Below are 17,619 nucleotides of genomic sequence, written 5' to 3' on the forward strand. Positions count from 1 at the left end.
TTTTTTTATAAAAGATTGCAGATTACCTCAATCAGTTCATCCACCTGCTCTTTCGTGGTGGCCCAGCTGGTGGCAAGGCGGATGACGGTATGATCTTCATCAGGCTTCTCCCAGAAGGAATAACTGACTTCGTGTTTCAGTCGTTCAGCCTGCTCATCGGTGAGCAGAAGAAATTGCTGGTTCGTAGGAGACTCCAGATAGAAGGAAATTCCTTTTTCAAGGAGGCCTTCTTTTAAATGTTCTGCCATATCAATGGCATGGCGACTCAGCACAAAATACAGATCATCCGTAAAAAGGGTATCAAACTGAATACCCAGAAGACGGCCTTTGGCCAACAGCGCGCCATGCTGTTTGATGCGGGTCAGAAAGTGTTTCGGAGTGTTATTCTTTGGAAATACCACGGCTTCACCGCAGAGAGCACCTACTTTGGTTCCACCGATATAAAAAGCGTCGCAGCAGCGGGCAATGACGGACAGGGTCACATCGGTGTTGCTGCTCATGAGACCATATCCAAGTCTTGCGCCGTCCATATAAAGAGGAATCTGGTAAGCCTCGCAGATGGCGGAGAGGTTTTCCAGTTCATTTTTTGTATAAAGGGTACCGTATTCGGTAGGATGGGAAATATAGACCATGCCTGGAAATACCATATGCTCATGATTTTCATCATCCCAGAACTTCCGGAGAAATGTTTCCAGTTCTTCTGCCAGAATTTTTCCTTCATGCTGAGGGATGGTCAGTACTTTATGTCCGCTGTATTCGATGGCGCCGGCTTCATGGGCAGCTACATGAGCAGTCTCGGCAGCAACCACTCCTTCATAAGGAGCCAGCATGGCATCGATTACTACTTGATTGGTTTGTGTCCCGCCGGTCAGAAACCAGATATCGGCTTCCGGGCATTCGCAGGCTCTGCGGATTTTTTCTTTTGCATGTTCACAGTAAGGGTCCGTTCCATATCCGGAAACCGGCTCCAGATTAGTTTCGATCAGACGCTGCAAAATCTTCTCATGAGCGCCTTCCTGATAGTCATTGGCAAATGACAGCATTTCATTCTTCCTCCACGTAACTAAAAACTATATAAAAACGATAATTCCAGTTTAACACAGAGAAAACCACAAGACAAGAAGGACGTTTTACATGGGCTTTTTCATGGAGTCACTGATTTCCGTCATGGCATAGGGATCCAATACATGATTTAGTTCGGAGGCGGTCATTAATTTCTGCTCCAGAACGAGTTCACGGACAGTTCGATTGGTCTTTAACGCTGTTTTTGCAATATCTGCTGCTTTCTGAGTAAAGGAGATTGCAAAAGAGGTCTATCTGTCTTCTCCTGCCGTGTCGGCGCGGATCAGCCGTCTGGAAAAGGAAGGTATTTTAAAAGGATTTCACGCCCAGGTCAACTATGAAGCATTTGGATATGGCATCAAGGTATTTATTAATTTAAGTGTGGAGCCTTATCAGAAAAAGGAGTTTTATCCGTTTATGCAGTCCATTCCCAATGTCTTGAATGTAACTGCGTGACCGGGGATTATTCCATGCTCATTGAAGTAGCCTACCAGTCCACCGTGGAGTTGGATCATTTTATCAATGAATTGCAGCAATTTGGCCATACCAAAACGTTGATTGTATTTTCAACTTCCGTGGAGCATCTGGATATTTCCTTTGAATAGAAGGAAAAAGAGAGGAATATACTGATAAAAAAGAACAGGGGAACCTTTATGCATCTGCTTTCTTATCTTTCGGATTTTCTCATCCCCATGTTAATTTTCTATGTGGTGTCTTGTGGGATTGCGAAGAATCTGCCAGTCTATGATGTATTTGTAAAGGGCGCTTCCGAAGGAGGAAAAACCGTTATAAAGATTCTGCCGACACTGGTGGGGCTTATGGTAGCAGTGGGCATGCTGCGGGCGTCCGGATTTCTTGATCTGGCAGCGGAGGTTTTGTCAGTGCCCGCAGGATGGATTCATGTGCCGGAGCAGCTGGTTCCGCTGGCACTGATCCGTCTCTTTTCTTCTTCCGCAGCCATTTCCCTTGTATTGGATCTCTATAAAGAATACGGAACAGATTCTCTGATCGGTATGACAGCGTCCATTATGATGGGCTGTACGGAAACGGTCTTCTATACCATGAGTATCTATTTTCTCACCGCAAAGGTGTCAAAAACCCGCTGGACGCTGGCCGGTGCATTATTTGCCACAGCGGCTGGTATCGCAGCCAGTGTGGTGTTGGCGCATCTCATGTAATCTGCACAAAAATCAAAGCTGAAAATTATAAATATGTTCCAATTGACGGGAAAATGAGGACATGGTATTCTGATGTCAGAACTTGTGAATACGTATTCACGAACAGGAGAGACATATGATTACAATGGCAGAAATAGCGAGACTGACGGGGGTATCACAGCCTACCGTATCCCGTGTATTGAATGGTAATAAAGCAGTAAATCCGGAGATCCGGGAAAGGGTGCTGGCATGTGCCAGGGAACATGAGTTTCAACCAAACGTTATGGCCCAGAGCCTGGTGGGAAGTAAGACCCATTTGATCGGTGTGGTAGTTACAGATATTGGAAATGCATTTTTTGCAGATCTGGTCAAACATATTGAGCAGGCAGCAGGACAGGCTGGGTATAGTATGATTCTTTTTAATTCTGGTTATGATCGGGATCATGAGAAGGAATGTCTGGATGTGGTGCGGCGCTACCGGGTGGACGGACTGATTGTGGTTCCGGTGGAAGCGGAATCTGCTCAGTGGAAGGAACAAGTAGCAAAGCTTGAGATTCCGGCGGTGGTTATTACAAGAAAGGCATCGGGAATGGATTCTTTTTATGTGGACCACGCAGAGGCCGGTGCTCAGGCGGCCAGACATCTGTGTGAGCAGGGATATGAAGAGTTTCTGTTTTTGGGAAATACAGCAGATGAAAAATATATAGGATTTGAGCAGATTCTTAAAGAACTACGAAAGGGCGTATCTACGCATCTAACCGTGATTACCGCAAAGGATACGGAGCAGGTTCGGGACGCATTGGAAAGACATTTCAGCAAACATCAAGGACCCACAGGAATCTTTGCTTATAATGACCGCAGAGCCGTGCAGGTGCTGGGACTTTTGGAGCAGATGAGAATACGTATTCCGGAAGAGGCGGGAGTTGTGGGATTCGATAACACCTATATGTGTGAATATCTGTATCCGAAGCTGTCCAGTATTGCACAGCCTAATCAGAAAATGGCAGAGCTGGCAGTGACACGACTTTTGGAGCGTTTGGAGCATCCGGAGGAGACAAAAAAACTGGACCACCCGCTTCATGCAGAACTGATCTGCAGGGAAAGCTCGGATAGAGTCGGAAGAAAGGAGAACGAGAAATGAACGCATTACATCGAACACTTGAAAAACTGGTAACAAAAGAAATCCAAGGACATAAAAAGCCGGAACGATGGATTCCGCTGCTCCATGCGGCAACGCCGGTGGGCTGGCTTAACGATCCCAACGGACTCTGCCAGATAGGAGATACGTATCACGCATTTTTCCAGATGTCCCCGTTTGAACCAGAAGGTGGATTAAAATTCTGGGGCCACTGTGAGAGCAAAGACCTGCTTCACTGGGAATTCACCGGAGTGCCTATGCTGCCGGATCAGCCATATGATTGTCATGGTGCCTATTCAGGATCTGCACTGGTGGAAGACGGAAAGATGTATTTATTTTATACCGGCAATGTAAAGCAATCGGGTGATTATAACTACATTACCAACGGAAGGGAATCTAATACGATTCTGGCAGTGAGCAGTAATGGTGGGCAGATTGAATCCAAGGAACTGCTCATGACCAACAAGGATTATCCATGGGATCTGACCTGTCATGTGCGAGATCCAAAAGTATGGAAACAGGATGGAACTTACTACATGGTTCAGGGCGCGAGAACCAAAGCGGATAAAGGCGTGGTGCTGGTCTTCTCATCAGAGGACAAACGTCATTGGAGCTGCATTCACAGACTGGAGTCGGAGGAGACATTCGGATTTATGTGGGAGTGTCCGGATCTCTATGAACTGGACGGGCATTCCATTCTCTGTATCTCTCCTCAGGGAGTGGAGCAGGATGGATACAAATACGCCAATAAGTATCAGACCGTGACTACTGTTATTAAAGGAGATTTTCGGACAGACGGTGTAGCGGAAGGCTTCCGGGAACTGGACGGCGGATTTGATTTCTACGCACCGCAGACCTTTCTCCTGGAGGATGGCAGGAGAATTCTTCTTGGCTGGATGGGTATGGCAGATTCTACCGATGAATATACTAACCAGACCGTTGAGGATGGATGGCAGCACTGCCTGACTCTGGCCAGAGAGGTAAGCTTAAAAGACGGTATTGTATGTCAGAATCCGGTACGGGAGCTTGTTCAGTGGTGGAACGAAGAAGTTCCACTGAAAGGACAATATGCAGGAACTACCGATATCTGCTACGAACTGGATTTGAAGAATGCCAATCAGAAATGGGAGGTCCTCATTGCAGATGGACTGAAGCTTTCGTGGAGTCCTGAAGAATACGTATTCAGAATGGAATTTCTCAATGAGAAGCTGGGATGCGGCAGAGGCTTACGGGCGAGAGAAATGCAGAAATGCACGGACATCCGTGTGGTTGTGGATGCGTCCTGTGTGGAAGTATTTATGAATGATGGAAAAGACGTATTTTCCACGAGATGTTATCCTGAAAAAGATCAGTACACCGTAAAAGTAAGCGGGGAAGGGCTGACAGGATTTTATCGATACAAAGTGTAATAAAGATTGATAACAGAAGGGGAAAGGAAAAGTGAGCATGGATTACAGAAAGACTGCAGAAGAAATCTATGAAAAAGTGGGTAAAAAAGAGAACATTATCTCTGTAGCCCATTGTTCTACCAGACTGCGTTTGGTATTGGCAGACAATGATAAATGTGATGAAAAACAGGTGGAAGAAATTGACGGTGTCAAAGGAGTATTCAGCGCATCCGGACAGATTCAGATTATCTTAGGAACCGGTGTGGTAAATAAAGTCTATGATGAATTTCTGAAGATTTCCGGTTTGACCGGAGCCAGTACCGAAGAAGCTAAAGCGGCTGCAACAGCAAAACAGCCTTGGTATAAGCAGGCCATTAAGACACTGGGGGATATTTTTGTGTCGATCATTCCGGCCATTGTAGCCAGCGGATTCCTTATGGGTATCATGGAAGCATTAAATTTCATGGTAAACAACGGTTTTCTGAACATTGATACTTCCGGGTCTATTTTTGTGTTTGCCAATCTGTTTGGAAATACGGCTTACACCTTCCTTCCCATTCTGATTGCGTTCAGCGCAGCGAAAGTATTTGGCGGCAATCAGTATTTGGGAGCAGTCATCGGCATGTTGATGATCCATCCGAACCTGCAGAATGCCTGGACCGTGGCAACGGAGGGTGTAAAGCAGACCCAGAGCGTATGGTTCGGTCTTTATAAGATTGACATGGTAGGTTATCAGGGTCATGTAATCCCGGTTATCATTGCAGTCTTTGTGATGTGCTTTATTGAAAAACGGCTTCACAAGATTGTACCGGCTATGTTCGACCTGTTCGTCACTCCACTGGTCAGCGTCTTTGTAACTGGTTATCTTACCTACTCTATCATCGGCCCGGTCTTTGTCACCATTGAAAATGCCATCATCGGAGGCGTACAGCAGTTAATCACCCTTCCGTTCGGTATCGGAAGCTTTATTATGGGTGGTCTTTACTCTGCAACGGTAGTAGCAGGTGTTCATCATATGTATACGGTCATTGATGTGGCGCAGCTGGGACTTTACGGTAAGACTTACTGGCTTCCGCTGGCATCTGCAGCAAACATCGCTCAGGGCGCAGCAGCACTGGCCGTTGCCCTGAAAACCAAAAATCAGAAGACCAAATCCATGGCAGTTCCGTCCGCCATGTCCTGTTTTATGGGAATTACGGAACCTGCGATTTTCGGTGTCAATCTGCGGTTCTTCCGTCCGTTCATCTGCGGTGCGGTAGGTGGTGCCTGCGGAGCACTGTATGCGTCTATTGTAGGACTGGGTGCAACCGGTACCGGAGTGACTGGTATCTTCGGACTTCTGCTCTGCCTGAATGATCCGATTAACTACATTATTATGTTCCTTATTTCCGCAGGTGTGGCATTTGCCCTGACCTGGATGTTCGGATACAAAGATCCGGTGCAGGAAGCCACTCCTTCTGAAAAACTGGTAGAAGAAGTATCAGAAGAAAAAGAGACGTTGCAGGGACAGAAAGATGAAATCATCTGTGCACCGGCAGCAGGTACTTCCATTTCCTATACCGAGATCAAAGACGATGTATTTGCAGCAGGAATGCTGGGAAAAGGTGTGGGAATCATTCCGGAAAAAGGGGAAGTGGTAGCGCCCTTTGATGGTGAGATTACCCTGTTCTTTGATACCAAACATGCCATTGGCTTAAAGAGCAGTCTGGGAAATGAGATTCTCATTCACGTGGGTGTGAATACGGTAGAGCTTCAGGGACTTCATTTCACTCCGCTGAAACAGACCGGTGACAAGGTAAAAAAGGGTGAAAAACTGTTGGAGTTTGACAAGGAAGCTCTGGAAAAAGCAGGTTATGATGTTACCGTCGTTGTTGTGGCAACAGAAGCAAAAGATGTAGAGATTCTGAAAACCGGTGAAGTGAAAGAACTGGATCAGATTTTTGCCGTAAAATAATAGACGATTTTCATTTTCGTGTGTTATACTGAAAATCATAAAGGGCACATGGAGGGTGGAAACGTGAATCAGGAGGAAGTCTTTAACAATTTGCTGGTGATGCTGTTCAACGAAATTCTGGACGTGGAACAAAAAGCATTGATTACAGGAAGCTTTAAGGAGATTTCCATTAACGATATGCATATTATAGATGCCATTGGAATCAAAGATCCGAAAAATATGGGAACAGTGGCGAAGACCATGGCAGTTACCATGGGAACATTGACAACGGCCATCAACAATCTGGTGAAAAAAGGGTATGTGACCAGAGTCAGAAGCGCCGAGGACAAGCGGGTGGTGCTGATCTCCCTGACAGACAAAGGAAGATCAGCTTACGAGAAGCATGCAGAGTTCCACCGGCGGATGGTGCAGACGGTCATGGATGGGTTCCAGGGCGAGGAACTGGATATTCTGACGCGGGCACTGGAGAAGCTGAGAGGATACTTTAAGGAGTTCTGATTCCAGATTTTCCTGCAGCATGAAAAAAGGAGCCGGACCATATTCCAGGAACCAGCGGTGAAATCCCATAAGTGAAAGATCAGGAGAGAGTGTGAAAGCACTCTCTTTCAGTTTGCAGATTTCCAAGTATCCAAGATAATACTTGAGGTAATTGGCGGGTTCTTCCAGCAGGGTAAGATAAAGGGAATGGATCTGTTCTGCCTTGGAAATCCCAAAAGCTTTCAGATATTCTGCACAGTCTTCTTCTTTCCATCCGTCCATGTGCACTTTCAGGTCCAGGACAGAGCAGATGGCATAGTTAAGGGAAGAGAGAGCCCGGAGAGCGGATGCTGTTTCTGTTTCATATCCAAGAAAATCATAGGCATAAAGTTCACTGTACAGCCCCCATCCTTCCGTATAACCACCGATATAGAGAAGACTGCGGATCGGGTCCAGCAGAGCTTCAAAAGTGTTTTGATAAAGATGGCCCGGATACCCTTCATGGGCCAGTGTGGTGAGCAGCTCCTTTTCATCCGGCTCATAGGATGGATTGATATAGATTGTATTCTCCTGGGGAATATCTAAAGGAGGTGTCAGGAAAAAGGCGGGACTTAATGTGGAAGTCAGGGCATCCGGCACATTTTTGATCTGCCAGGTAATGTCCAGTACGGTTGGGAAGTCCTTCTGAATCTCTTCGGACAGATAAAGGAGCATTTGTTCTGGTTCAGTATCCGGTAAAAGGGTTTCAGATACCGGATGAAGCAGATCCACGCCATTTTGAACTGCCTGAAGGATCGTCTCATAGTCGGAAGCAATCTGGTCATCCAGAAGATTCTGGATTTCGGCAACCGTCCGGTTGGTGCCGGTTTCATAGGTTAAAAGCCATCGAAAATAGGAAGTGCCGTTTGGAACGTGAGCCAGTCCCAGGGGTTCTTCCGGACAATAGCCACGAAGGTCACCAAGATCAGAGGCAAGCTGCTCGTAAGCAGGAAAGACAGCGTCGGCGAGAAGTTTTTGCTGCTGAATCTCGTAAGAAATCTTTTGATTAGAGGTGAGAAATGAGCAGCCTGCGAGTCGTTCTTCAAAACTGGCAGTCAGAAAATGGTTCTTTGCGTCGGAAGGAAAATTCTGACACTGGGAAATGACTTTTTCAAGACTTTCTGCATTCATGCAAAGTCCAGCCTCTGCTTTTTTCTGTTCAAAGGCAGTAAGCGCGGAAAAATAATCCGGGAACTGGGAAAGCAGGGCAAGATAATCGTGCACATCCTGCTCCGAACGGAAAACATATTCGGAAAGGAGAATGGGAAGCTGGGCCTGAATCCCGAGTGTAGGGCCAAGGGGCTCCTGAAAATAATAAAAATCGTTCAGGGCAATCTGTCCGTCAAGCCACCAGGAGAGGAGCGTTTTCGTGTGCTGTTCTTCCTCGGTCAGGGAGGAAAAGCTTTTCAGTTCTTCTTTTAACTGCTGAAGAGCAGCGGGTTTTTCCTGGTCCGGTTCTGCAGGAAATGGGCCAAAAGAGATTTGATTCGTCGTAATCCCAAAGGCAGCAGGATCGGCAAGGGTATAGTGAAGATTTAAGGTATTTCCTGAAAGCTCCTGCCGGAAAAGATTCCTGGTAAAATCGGAAAAGCTTTTTTCCGACAGAAAGGGAATGGTAAGGAACAATAGCAGGGAAAAAAAGAAAAGTCCGGCGGTCTGGAACATAAGAGTTCTGCGCATGAAAGATATCTCCTGATCCAATGGGGTCAGAAAAGTATATGAGAAAAAGAAATCAGGTATGACTGGCAAGATAATAAACAGCCGTGTGAGCATGCTCACACGGCTGTTACAATTCTCTGTGAAATATTAGCAGATTTCAGCACCTGCCGGCATCTCTTTTTCCGGAACAACCAGAGAAAGTTCACCTTTTTCATTTTCTGCACAGAGCAGCATTCCTTCAGATACCAGTCCACGGATCTTTCTTGGCTGCAGATTTACAAGAACCATGACTTTCTTGCCAACCATCTCTTCCGGGGTATATCCGCTGCGGATGCCGGATACGATCTGACGTACCTGGCTGCCAATCTTTACCTGGGAGCAGAGCAGTTTGTCTGCCTTCGGAACAGCTTCACAGGAAAGAATCTCACCTACCTGGAACTGCAGTTTTGCAAAGTCATCATAAGATACGTTCTCTTTCGGCTCAATGTCAATGACCGGATCTTTCGGAGCGTTTGCAGCTTCTTTCTCTGCTTTCATAGCCTCGACTTTTTCCAGTACTTCCTTGATGTCCATACGTGCAAAGAGAATCTGCGGCTGATCTGTCACTTTGGTACCGGATTCATAGAGACCGAACTGTGCCATTTCCTCAATGGTACGCGATTTTGCATTCAGCTGCTCCAGAATCTTTCTGGAAGTGGACGGCATGAAGGACTCGAGAAGAGCTGCGCCGTAGCTGATGCTTTCTACCAGGTTGTAGAGAACCGTTGCCAGACGATCCTGCTGTGCCTTATCTTTTGCCAGTGCCCAGGGCATGGTCTCATCAATGTATTTGTTGCAGCGTTTGAACAGTGCAAAGATCTCAGTCAGAGCATCTGCCACACGAAGCTGGTCCATTTTCTCATTTACTTTTGCCAGAGTTCCGAGAACGGTTGCTTTCAGATCCTCATCTACCTCTGCAGTAACACCGGTATTGGTAACAACGCCGTCGAAATATTTGTTGGACATGGAGATGGTACGGTTTACCAGATTTCCAAGAGTATTTGCCAGCTCGGAATTCAGGCGCTCTACCATCAGTTCCCAGGAGATGACACCATCATTTTCAAACGGCATCTCGTGAAGAACAAAATAACGGACTGCATCCACACCGAAGAAATCTACCAGATCATCGGCATAGAGCACATTTCCTTTGGACTTACTCATCTTGCCGTCACCCTGTAAGAGCCACGGATGTCCAAATACCTGTTTTGGCAGCGGAAGATCCAGAGACATAAGGAAAATCGGCCAATAGATAGTATGGAAACGGATAATATCCTTTCCGATCAGGTGCAGGTCAGCCGGCCAGAGTTTCTTGAACTGTTCGGAGCTGTTGCCGTCGCAGTCATAACCGATACCGGTAATGTAGTTGGTCAGAGCATCCAGCCATACGTAGGTAACATGCTTCGGATCAAAGGTAACCGGAATACCCCAGTTGAAGGAGGTTCTGGATACACACAGATCCTGAAGACCCGGAAGAAGGAAGTTATTCATCATCTCGTTCTTACGGGATACCGGCTGAATGAATTCCGGATGGGTGTTAATGTAATCAATCAGACGATCCGCATATTTGCTCATTTTGAAGAAATATGCTTCCTCTTTTGCAGGCTGTACTTCACGGCCGCAGTCCGGGCATTTGCCGTCTACCAGCTGGGATGGAGTCCAGAAAGACTCACAGGGAGTACAGTACATTCCTTCATAGGATCCCTTGTAAATATCTCCCTTGTCATACATATATTTGAAGATCTTCTGAACCTGTTTTTCATGATCCTCATCAGTAGTACGGATGAATTTGTCGTAGGAAGTATCCATGAGATCCCAGATTCTCTTGATCTCACTGGCTGCATTGTCGACAAATTCCTTCGGAGTAATACGGGCATCTTCTGCCTTCAGTTCGATTTTCTGGCCATGCTCATCGGTTCCGGTCTGGAAGAACACATCATAACCCTGAAATCTCTTATAGCGGGCAATACTGTCTGCCAGAACGATCTCATAGGTGTTGCCAATGTGAGGTTTTCCGGATGCATAGGCAATGGCGGTTGTCATATAAAATTTTTTCTTTTCCATTTGCTTACCTCTGTTAGTTTATGCTTTTATCAGAGTAGCACAGGAGGAAAAAGAAGTCAATTATGTTACTGTTCAAACAGCAGCCAGACACTAGATGTCAGGAGCTTTCTTCCAGCAGAGAGGCCTGCCGGAGAAGAAAACGATAGCGCAGTTGTACAGCCTGAAGCTCATAAATAGAAGAGTCAACAAGATCCGGGTCTACGACATTTTCAAAATTTGAATAAGCACGGTCGAGAGCGGACTTGGTTCGGGCGAGATCTTCCATCAGCTGCTGCCTCCGGGTGTCCGGTACGGGTGCTTCTCCTTTCATTTTCATAAGCATGTTCCTTCCTGTCTGGATCTATAGGTTAGTATCAGTATAGTCGCGGACAGGAAAATTTATACGAAATCTGGAATATTTTTCTGGAAAATCCATATAGTTGGATGGAGAGGAGCGGAATGTATGGAAAAAGAAAAAGGGATGCTTCTGATTATCGGTGCCTGTCTGCTGGTGCTGTTCCTGGTAACCGTAAAACATAAAGCAGAGATGCTGTTAAATTTCTGTATTCGATCCGTCATGGGTGGAATTGTCATCCTGGGGGTCAATACAGTGCTGGCAAATTGGGGGATTCCATGTGCTGTGGGTCTGAACCCGTGGAGTCTTTTGACATCCGGAACCCTTGGTTTTAGCGGGGTTTCTCTGCTTTATGCCGTCGCAGCCATCCGGCTTTTGTAAGATATTCCCAAAATTTGTGAACAAATTGTAAACCCCATAGACAGCCCTCAGGGGAGCAATTATAATGAGTCTTGTGATAAACGTTTATCTTAATGTGGCATTTCGCCATAGGCTCACAGTTTTATTCTGAGCCAAATTCCATTTTAAAATTGCAGCACAGAAGAAAAAAGATGCTGCTGGAGGTATCTATGTGAAAAGCACGGTTTTGTGGGTTGCAGATGCCTGTGAAATGTATGCAAATGCGTTCATGGAGTATGTGAACCTGAAGAAAGGTCAGCTCTTTCAGGTGCGGGGATGTACGGACGAAGAACAGCTGGTGAAGGCACTTGCCGGGGAAGAGATCGAAATTTTGCTGATTACGGCGGAATGGTATGAGCGATATCGGGAACTCATCCATATTTCATGTGTGATCATCCTCTCGGAAGGAAGCCTGATGAAAGAATTCAGCAGTCAGCCAGTCATCTACAAGTACCAGTCGGCGGAAAATATTCTCCGGGAAATCATGTATTACTATTCCGGGCAGGATACAGAAGGGACGTATATTACCGGAGTGGGGAAGGAGAACAGGCTGATCGGGGTGTATTCACCGGTAGGGGGAATCGGAAAGACAGTATTTGCACTGACATTAGGCCAGATACTGGCAGAGAGCCGGAACCTTTTATATCTGAATCTGGAGGAAAATTCCGGAATGGCCGAATTTATGGGAAGCGGCCACTGGAACATGTCAGATCTCATTTATTTTTTAAGACAAAAAAATAACACACAGTTTCTCTATCGGTTAAACAGTATGGTCCAGAAACTGGACCGGATGGATTATATCCCGCCCTGTGACTCTTATACGGATTTTCGTCAGATTGAACTGGAAGAGTGGAATTATCTGCTGAGGCTTATACGGACAAGAAGTTCCTATGATGTGATCATTCTGGATCTGGGAAATGCCATGGGTCATGAACCGGAACTTTTGCAGCAGTGCGATGGAATCTATATGCCGGTGCGTCAGGATATGATCTCCAGGGCTAAGATCAGTCAGTGGGAGCGATACATTTCGGATTTAGACAATTTGCAGGTATTGGAAAAGCTACAGAAGCTGGAACTTCCACAACTGGAACATATGCCTGACAGCGAAGAAGATCTTCTGGCGCTGCCCCGGCAGAAACTGGGTGCATATATCCGGGGACTGATCCGGGAATAAGGAGGAACCATGGAGCTGTGTGAAGAATTAAAAAAGCAGATTCTGGAACGGGTGGATTTAAGTCGGGAGGTATCGGATGAAGAAATACAGGAACTGATTGATGAAGTTGTATTATTCTGTGGAAAAGAACGGCATCTGTCTCTCAATGAAAGGTGCAGGATAAAAAGAGAATTGTTTTATGCCCTTCGCAAGATGGACGTGCTTCAGGAATTACTGGAAGAAAAAAGTGTTACGGAGATTATGGTAAACGGAACGGATGGTATCTTCCTGGAGAAAAACGGAAAACTGAGCCGCTGGGAAAAATCCTTTTCTTCAAAAGAACGGATTCTGGATATTATCCAGCAGATTACAGGAGCATGCAACCGGGTAGTCAACGAAGCTTCTCCCATTGTCGATGCAAGACTCGAAAACGGGGATCGGGTTCATGTGGTACTGCCTCCGGTTGCGGTTAACGGGCCTATCATCACAATACGAAGATTTCCGGAAGAGCCTGTGACCATGCAGAAACTGCTGGAATTGGAAAGTCTTTCAGAGGAAGAAGCAGAATTTTTAAAGAAGGCGGTGCAGGCCGGTTACTCCATTCTTGTGGCAGGTGGCACCGGAAGCGGAAAAACCACCTTTCTGAACGTACTTGCAGGGCATATTCCACAGGATGAACGAGTGATTGTCATTGAAGATACAGCAGAACTTCAGATCAGGAATGTACCGAATCTGGTCCGGTTGGAAACAAGGGATGGCGGTGCGGAGGATTGCCGGGAAATTTCCATGAGGGATCTTATCAAGGCGGCTCTCCGCATGCGGCCTACGCGGTTGATCATCGGAGAAGTCAGGGGAGCAGAAGCTTTTGAACTGCTGACCTGTCTGAACACAGGTCACGACGGAAGCCTTAGCACCTGCCATGCCAACAGCACCGCAGATACGGTGACCCGTCTGGAAACCATGGTTTTGATGGGGATGGAATTGCCCTTACAGGCCATCCGGAGGCAGATTGCATCCGGAGTGGATCTGATCGTTTATCTGGGAAGACTACGGGATAAAAGCCGCAGGCTTCTTGAAATCACGGAAGTGACCGGGATGGAAGGGGAACAGGTGGAACTAAATCCACTTTTCCTCTTCCGGGTAACCGGGGAAAGAAATGGAAAAATCTGTGGAATACAGGAGAGGGTAGGGGAGATGAAACAGATTGAAAAATTTCAGCGTGCCGGTATGTGGCAAACAGAAAAAGGAATTTCTGATGGATATGAGCTGCGGACTGCTCCTGCTGACGGGAATTTCCTGGCTGTATTATGATACATTTCTGGCAGTATTTTTTCTAAGTCCTCTTTTGATCATCTGGCACAGGGAATGCAGGGCTGCCAGAAGGAAAAAAGAAAAAGAGCAATTTTTGAAAATGTTCCGGGAATGGATTCTTTTGCTGGCATCGTCTTTATCGGCAGGATATTCCGTGGAAAATGCATTTGCAAAATCCAGAAGAGAGCTGGCACTCATGTTTCCAAAGGGTGGAATCATGTTGACAGAACTGGAGGAAATGATCCGGAAAGCGGGCAATAACCAGCGGCCGGAACAGCTTCTGGAAGAACTGGCAGAAAAACATCCCTACGAGGAAGTGAAAAGTTTTGTGGAAGTGTTCTGCACGGCAAGGGGAAGCGGTGGAAGTCTCAATGGAATTATTCGAAAAACATCGGCACAGATGGCGGAGATTATGGATACCCGAAGAGAAATAGATACGTTTCTGGCAGCAAAAATATATGAGCAGCGCATCATGATGGTCATGCCGGCGGGGGTGCTTTTGTATATCCGGCTGGGTTCAGGGGAGTTCATTGCAGATCTTTATCATAACCTGGCAGGAATCTGTGTCATGACAGGCTGTCTTTTGGTGTATCTGGGGGCCTGCGTTCTGGGAAGAAGGATGGTGCAGTTTGACATATGACACAGAAAAGAAAACAATATCTGGCAGTACTGGCAGGAGTTCTTTTAACGGCAGGATTCTGGATCTATAGTTTGTACGGGCACAAGCCGATTCAGCGGTTGCTGCGCCCGGAACAGGGAACCGGCAGTCAGGAAACAAATCTGGAAGTCCGGATCGGAGAAAAGACATATTCCATGGAACTGCTTTTACAGGAGCAAAAGCTTTCGGAGGAACAGGTAAAGAAAAAAATGAACCAGGCAAAAGCCCGGCTGGAGGAAATTTTCTTAAATAGGAATCCGGATCTTCAACATATTGGAGGAAACGTATCCATGCCGTCTGAAGAACCGGAAACGGGGATCAGCCTTCAGTGGTATGCAAGTTCCTGGGAATATCTGACTGTGGATGGAACTGTGAAAAACGAAAGTTTGACAGAGCCGGTGCAGCTTCAGATACAGGTGGTGCTGGAGCTGCAGGGAGAGGCAGAGGACTGGCAGCGAACCATTACCATTCAGCCACCGGATGAAAGTGTGGAGGAAGATCAGCTTCGTGTACTTTCGTGGAAGCTTTCCGAATTGCAGAAGGACAATAGTAGGGAACTGGTACTTCCGGAAGAACTGGATGGCAATCCGTTGATTTGGTATACCGGAAAGGATACTACCTGGCTCTTGCTTGGAGCGCTTACTATTCTGACGGTATGTGCCATGAAATTGGGGGAAAAGCAGGAAGAAGAACGTACACTCGCAGAGCGTGAGCGCCAGATGCAGCTGGCTTATCCGGAGATTGTGAGTCGTATGGGACTTTATATGAGTGCCGGAATCAGCACCAGAAAAGCATGGGAGCGGATTGTGGCAGGCTATCGACAGGAAGGGAGGCAATCCTGTAATAAAGCTTATGAAGAAATGTGTACAGCGCTGTATGAAATGCAAAATGGCGTACCAGAGAGCACTGCCTATGAACACTTTGGGGCCAAATGCCGGCTGCCGTCTTATCTGAAGCTGGGGACATTGCTGAGCCAGAATCTCCGGAGAGGTACGAAAAATTTGTCAGAGCTTCTGGAAGAAGAGTCACGGGAGGCTTTTGAAAACAGGAAGGCGCTGGCCAAAAAGATGGGTGAAGAATGTGAAAGCAAATTGTTATTGCCCATGATACTGATGCTGCTGACCATTCTGGTCATGATCATGTATCCGGCAGTGGTGTCATTTCAAATATAAACAGGAGGAACCTATGGAAAAGAAGATATGGAAAATCAAGTGGTTTTTGAAAAACTTCTGGGAAGACCAGAGGGGAATGGGTGTCGTGGAAGTGATTCTGATTATTGTGGTTCTTATTGGGTTAGTCATTATTTTCAAGACGAAAATTACGGAAGTGGTAAACAGTATTTTTGAGAAAATCGTTTCTCAGAGCAGCAGTGTATAGGAAGCGAAAAGGCCAGGTGACTGTATGGCTGGCATTGACATTTCTTGTATTTTTAAGTTTGTATCTCATCTGTCTGGAGTCGGTGCAGAAGCAGTCTGCAAGGAGAATGGCGGAACAGGTGGCAGAGAGCAGTCTGTTTTCTCTCTTTTCAGAATATGAACCCCATTTGCTGGAACAGTATGATTTGTTTTATCTGGATACTTCTTTTCGAAGTGGAAAGGAGAACCGGGATGAGCTTTGCAGCCATCTGTGGAAATTTACGGAAGATAACCTAAAAAGGGCACAAGGGGGGACGGCACTGAATTTACAGATGAAAGGGATCGAGGTCAAAGACTTTGCCAGGGCCACGGACGGAGATGGAATGGTCTTTTATCAGCAGGCGGTCCGGGCTATGAAAGAGCAGACCGGATTGTCTCTGGCAGAGGATTGGATATGGGACGAGCAGTTTCGGGAGGAATTAAATGAAAGCAGTGAAAAGTTCCAGAAAGACTGTCAGGCGTATGAGGACAGCGTGGTGGACTATGAAGACGAAGAAGAGACCCTGGATGGAGACGCATACAGCTGGGATGGATTGTGGAAACAGTTTGCCGTGGGGCAGGTAATGAAAGATCCGGATGGAATTTCGAAAAAGACGGTGGATCTGGCAACGGTTCCGTCGGTGAGGAACTTGTCAGAGGGAACCGGGGCAGCGGAAACTGCGGAAAATGGAATGCTGGAAAAACAGCTTTTTATTAGTTATCTGCAGGAACATCTGACCAACGCAGTGCAAAAGGAAGACGAACCGGCGGAAGAGAGCAGATATCTTTCGTATCAGATGGAATATATACTTTGGGGAAAAGGATCCGATGCGGAAAATCTGGAGCAGACACTTCGGTCACTTTTGCTTATGAGGGAAGGAGTGAATTATACCTTTCTGTTGACACATAAGGATTATGGGAAAAAAGCAGAACTTCTGGCCATTGCTCTGGCGGGGCTTACGGGAAATGAAGGTCTTGTAAAAAGCGTGAAGCAGTTAATCCTGCTGGGCTGGGCTTATGGGGAAAGTCTGGTGGAAGTGCGTCAGCTTCTGCAGGGAAAAGAGGTGGCGCTCCTAAAGGATGAGAATAACTGGCAGGTACCTTTATCCGGCGTACTGCTGCTTTTACAGGATGCGGGACGGTATGACGAGCAGAAGACAGAACAAAAGGGCTTGAGTTACGATCTGTTTCTACGGATGGTACTGACCTTCTATCCGGAAGAACGCCTGGCCATGAGAGGGCTGGATGTGATAGAAGGGGAGCTCCGGCAGACAGAAGGCTGCGAGAAGATTCATGTGGATCACTGTATTGAGAAACTGACGGCACAGTTCTGGATGGAGGATATGGAACTGGAACGGAGCTATCAGTATGAATAACTAAAGAAGGAGGTGTACCG

16 protein-coding genes and 2 pseudogenes are annotated in these 17,619 nt (G+C 46.6%); 13 read left to right on the forward strand and 5 right to left on the reverse strand.

The window, feature by feature from the left end; translation table 11 throughout:
• Window positions 1-5 precede the first annotated feature (5 nt).
• Both ACZMB2_RS10210 and ACZMB2_RS10215 read right to left on the reverse strand, forming a co-directional pair.
• Window positions 6-1,043: a threonine aldolase family protein gene (locus ACZMB2_RS10210; RefSeq protein WP_487596674.1), complete on the reverse strand. Its 1,038-nt coding sequence runs from the start codon at window positions 1,041-1,043 to the stop codon at window positions 6-8.
• Between the two features lie 87 nt (window positions 1,044-1,130).
• Window positions 1,131-1,301: a hypothetical protein gene (locus ACZMB2_RS10215; RefSeq protein WP_487596704.1), complete on the reverse strand. Its 171-nt coding sequence runs from the start codon at window positions 1,299-1,301 to the stop codon at window positions 1,131-1,133.
• Here ACZMB2_RS10215 and ACZMB2_RS10220 point away from each other — a divergent pair.
• From ACZMB2_RS10220 to ACZMB2_RS10245, 6 genes and pseudogenes are all read left to right on the forward strand, one after another.
• Window positions 1,300-1,667 (forward strand): annotated as a pseudogene (locus tag ACZMB2_RS10220) (Lrp/AsnC family transcriptional regulator). The gene ACZMB2_RS10215 and the pseudogene ACZMB2_RS10220 overlap by 2 nt on opposite strands.
• A gap of 48 nt (window positions 1,668-1,715) precedes the next feature.
• Window positions 1,716-2,240 carry a spore maturation protein gene (locus tag ACZMB2_RS10225; protein ID WP_487596675.1) on the forward strand — a complete coding sequence of 175 codons (525 nt, stop codon included), beginning with the start codon at window positions 1,716-1,718 and terminating at the stop codon, window positions 2,238-2,240.
• 115 nt (window positions 2,241-2,355) lie between these two features.
• A complete protein-coding gene (locus tag ACZMB2_RS10230; RefSeq protein ID WP_487596676.1) occupies window positions 2,356-3,360 on the forward strand; it encodes a LacI family DNA-binding transcriptional regulator in 1,005 nt (334 codons plus the stop codon).
• Entirely contained in the window at window positions 3,357-4,766 is a 1,410-nt protein-coding gene (locus ACZMB2_RS10235; protein WP_487596677.1) for a glycoside hydrolase family 32 protein, read from the forward strand. The genes ACZMB2_RS10230 and ACZMB2_RS10235 overlap by 4 nt, the downstream gene beginning before the upstream one ends.
• Before the next feature lie 37 nt (window positions 4,767-4,803).
• Window positions 4,804-6,699, forward strand: a complete 1,896-nt coding sequence (locus ACZMB2_RS10240; protein ID WP_487596678.1) for a PTS sucrose transporter subunit IIABC — start codon at window positions 4,804-4,806, stop codon at window positions 6,697-6,699.
• 63 nt (window positions 6,700-6,762) lie between these two features.
• Window positions 6,763-7,197, forward strand: a complete 435-nt coding sequence (locus ACZMB2_RS10245; protein ID WP_487596679.1) for a MarR family winged helix-turn-helix transcriptional regulator — start codon at window positions 6,763-6,765, stop codon at window positions 7,195-7,197.
• Window positions 7,198-7,215: 18 nt separating this feature from the next.
• On the opposite strand, the pseudogene ACZMB2_RS10250 reads toward ACZMB2_RS10245, so the two are convergent.
• The 3 genes and pseudogenes from ACZMB2_RS10250 to ACZMB2_RS10260 all read right to left on the reverse strand — a co-directional run.
• A pseudogene (locus tag ACZMB2_RS10250) lies at window positions 7,216-8,988 on the reverse strand (DUF885 domain-containing protein); the annotation flags it as partial.
• 33 nt (window positions 8,989-9,021) lie between these two features.
• Window positions 9,022-10,974, reverse strand: coding sequence for a methionine--tRNA ligase (gene metG / locus ACZMB2_RS10255; protein ID WP_487596680.1), 1,953 nt, complete (start codon window positions 10,972-10,974; stop codon window positions 9,022-9,024).
• Between the two features lie 97 nt (window positions 10,975-11,071).
• Window positions 11,072-11,290, reverse strand: a complete 219-nt coding sequence (locus tag ACZMB2_RS10260; RefSeq protein WP_487596681.1) for a YaaL family protein — start codon at window positions 11,288-11,290, stop codon at window positions 11,072-11,074.
• Between the two features lie 126 nt (window positions 11,291-11,416).
• On the opposite strand from ACZMB2_RS10260, the gene ACZMB2_RS10265 reads away from it, so the two are divergent.
• From ACZMB2_RS10265 to ACZMB2_RS10295, 7 genes are all read left to right on the forward strand, one after another.
• Window positions 11,417-11,689 carry a pro-sigmaK processing inhibitor BofA family protein gene (locus ACZMB2_RS10265; RefSeq protein ID WP_487596682.1) on the forward strand — a complete coding sequence of 91 codons (273 nt, stop codon included), beginning with the start codon at window positions 11,417-11,419 and terminating at the stop codon, window positions 11,687-11,689.
• A gap of 190 nt (window positions 11,690-11,879) precedes the next feature.
• On the forward strand, window positions 11,880-12,881 hold the full coding sequence (locus ACZMB2_RS10270; RefSeq protein WP_487596683.1) for a P-loop NTPase family protein: 1,002 nt from the start codon (window positions 11,880-11,882) through the stop codon (window positions 12,879-12,881).
• A gap of 9 nt (window positions 12,882-12,890) precedes the next feature.
• Complete coding sequence (locus ACZMB2_RS10275) at window positions 12,891-14,171, forward strand: TadA family conjugal transfer-associated ATPase (protein WP_487596684.1); 1,281 nt, start codon at window positions 12,891-12,893, stop codon at window positions 14,169-14,171.
• The gene (locus ACZMB2_RS10280; protein ID WP_487596685.1) at window positions 14,122-14,811 is read left to right on the forward strand and encodes a type II secretion system F family protein; all 690 of its coding nucleotides are present in this window, start codon (window positions 14,122-14,124) and stop codon (window positions 14,809-14,811) included. The genes ACZMB2_RS10275 and ACZMB2_RS10280 overlap by 50 nt, the downstream gene beginning before the upstream one ends.
• Window positions 14,808-16,001 (forward strand): type II secretion system F family protein, encoded by a 1,194-nt coding sequence (locus tag ACZMB2_RS10285; protein WP_487596686.1) that lies wholly within the window; start codon window positions 14,808-14,810, stop codon window positions 15,999-16,001. Before ACZMB2_RS10280 ends, ACZMB2_RS10285 begins: the two co-directional genes overlap by 4 nt.
• Before the next feature lie 13 nt (window positions 16,002-16,014).
• The gene (locus ACZMB2_RS10290) at window positions 16,015-16,206 is read left to right on the forward strand and encodes a Flp1 family type IVb pilin (RefSeq protein ID WP_487596687.1); all 192 of its coding nucleotides are present in this window, start codon (window positions 16,015-16,017) and stop codon (window positions 16,204-16,206) included.
• 16 nt (window positions 16,207-16,222) lie between these two features.
• Complete coding sequence (locus ACZMB2_RS10295) at window positions 16,223-17,599, forward strand: DUF5702 domain-containing protein (RefSeq protein ID WP_487596688.1); 1,377 nt, start codon at window positions 16,223-16,225, stop codon at window positions 17,597-17,599.
• Window positions 17,600-17,619 lie beyond the last annotated feature (20 nt).

This window comes from Hominiventricola sp. (genome assembly GCF_057604405.1).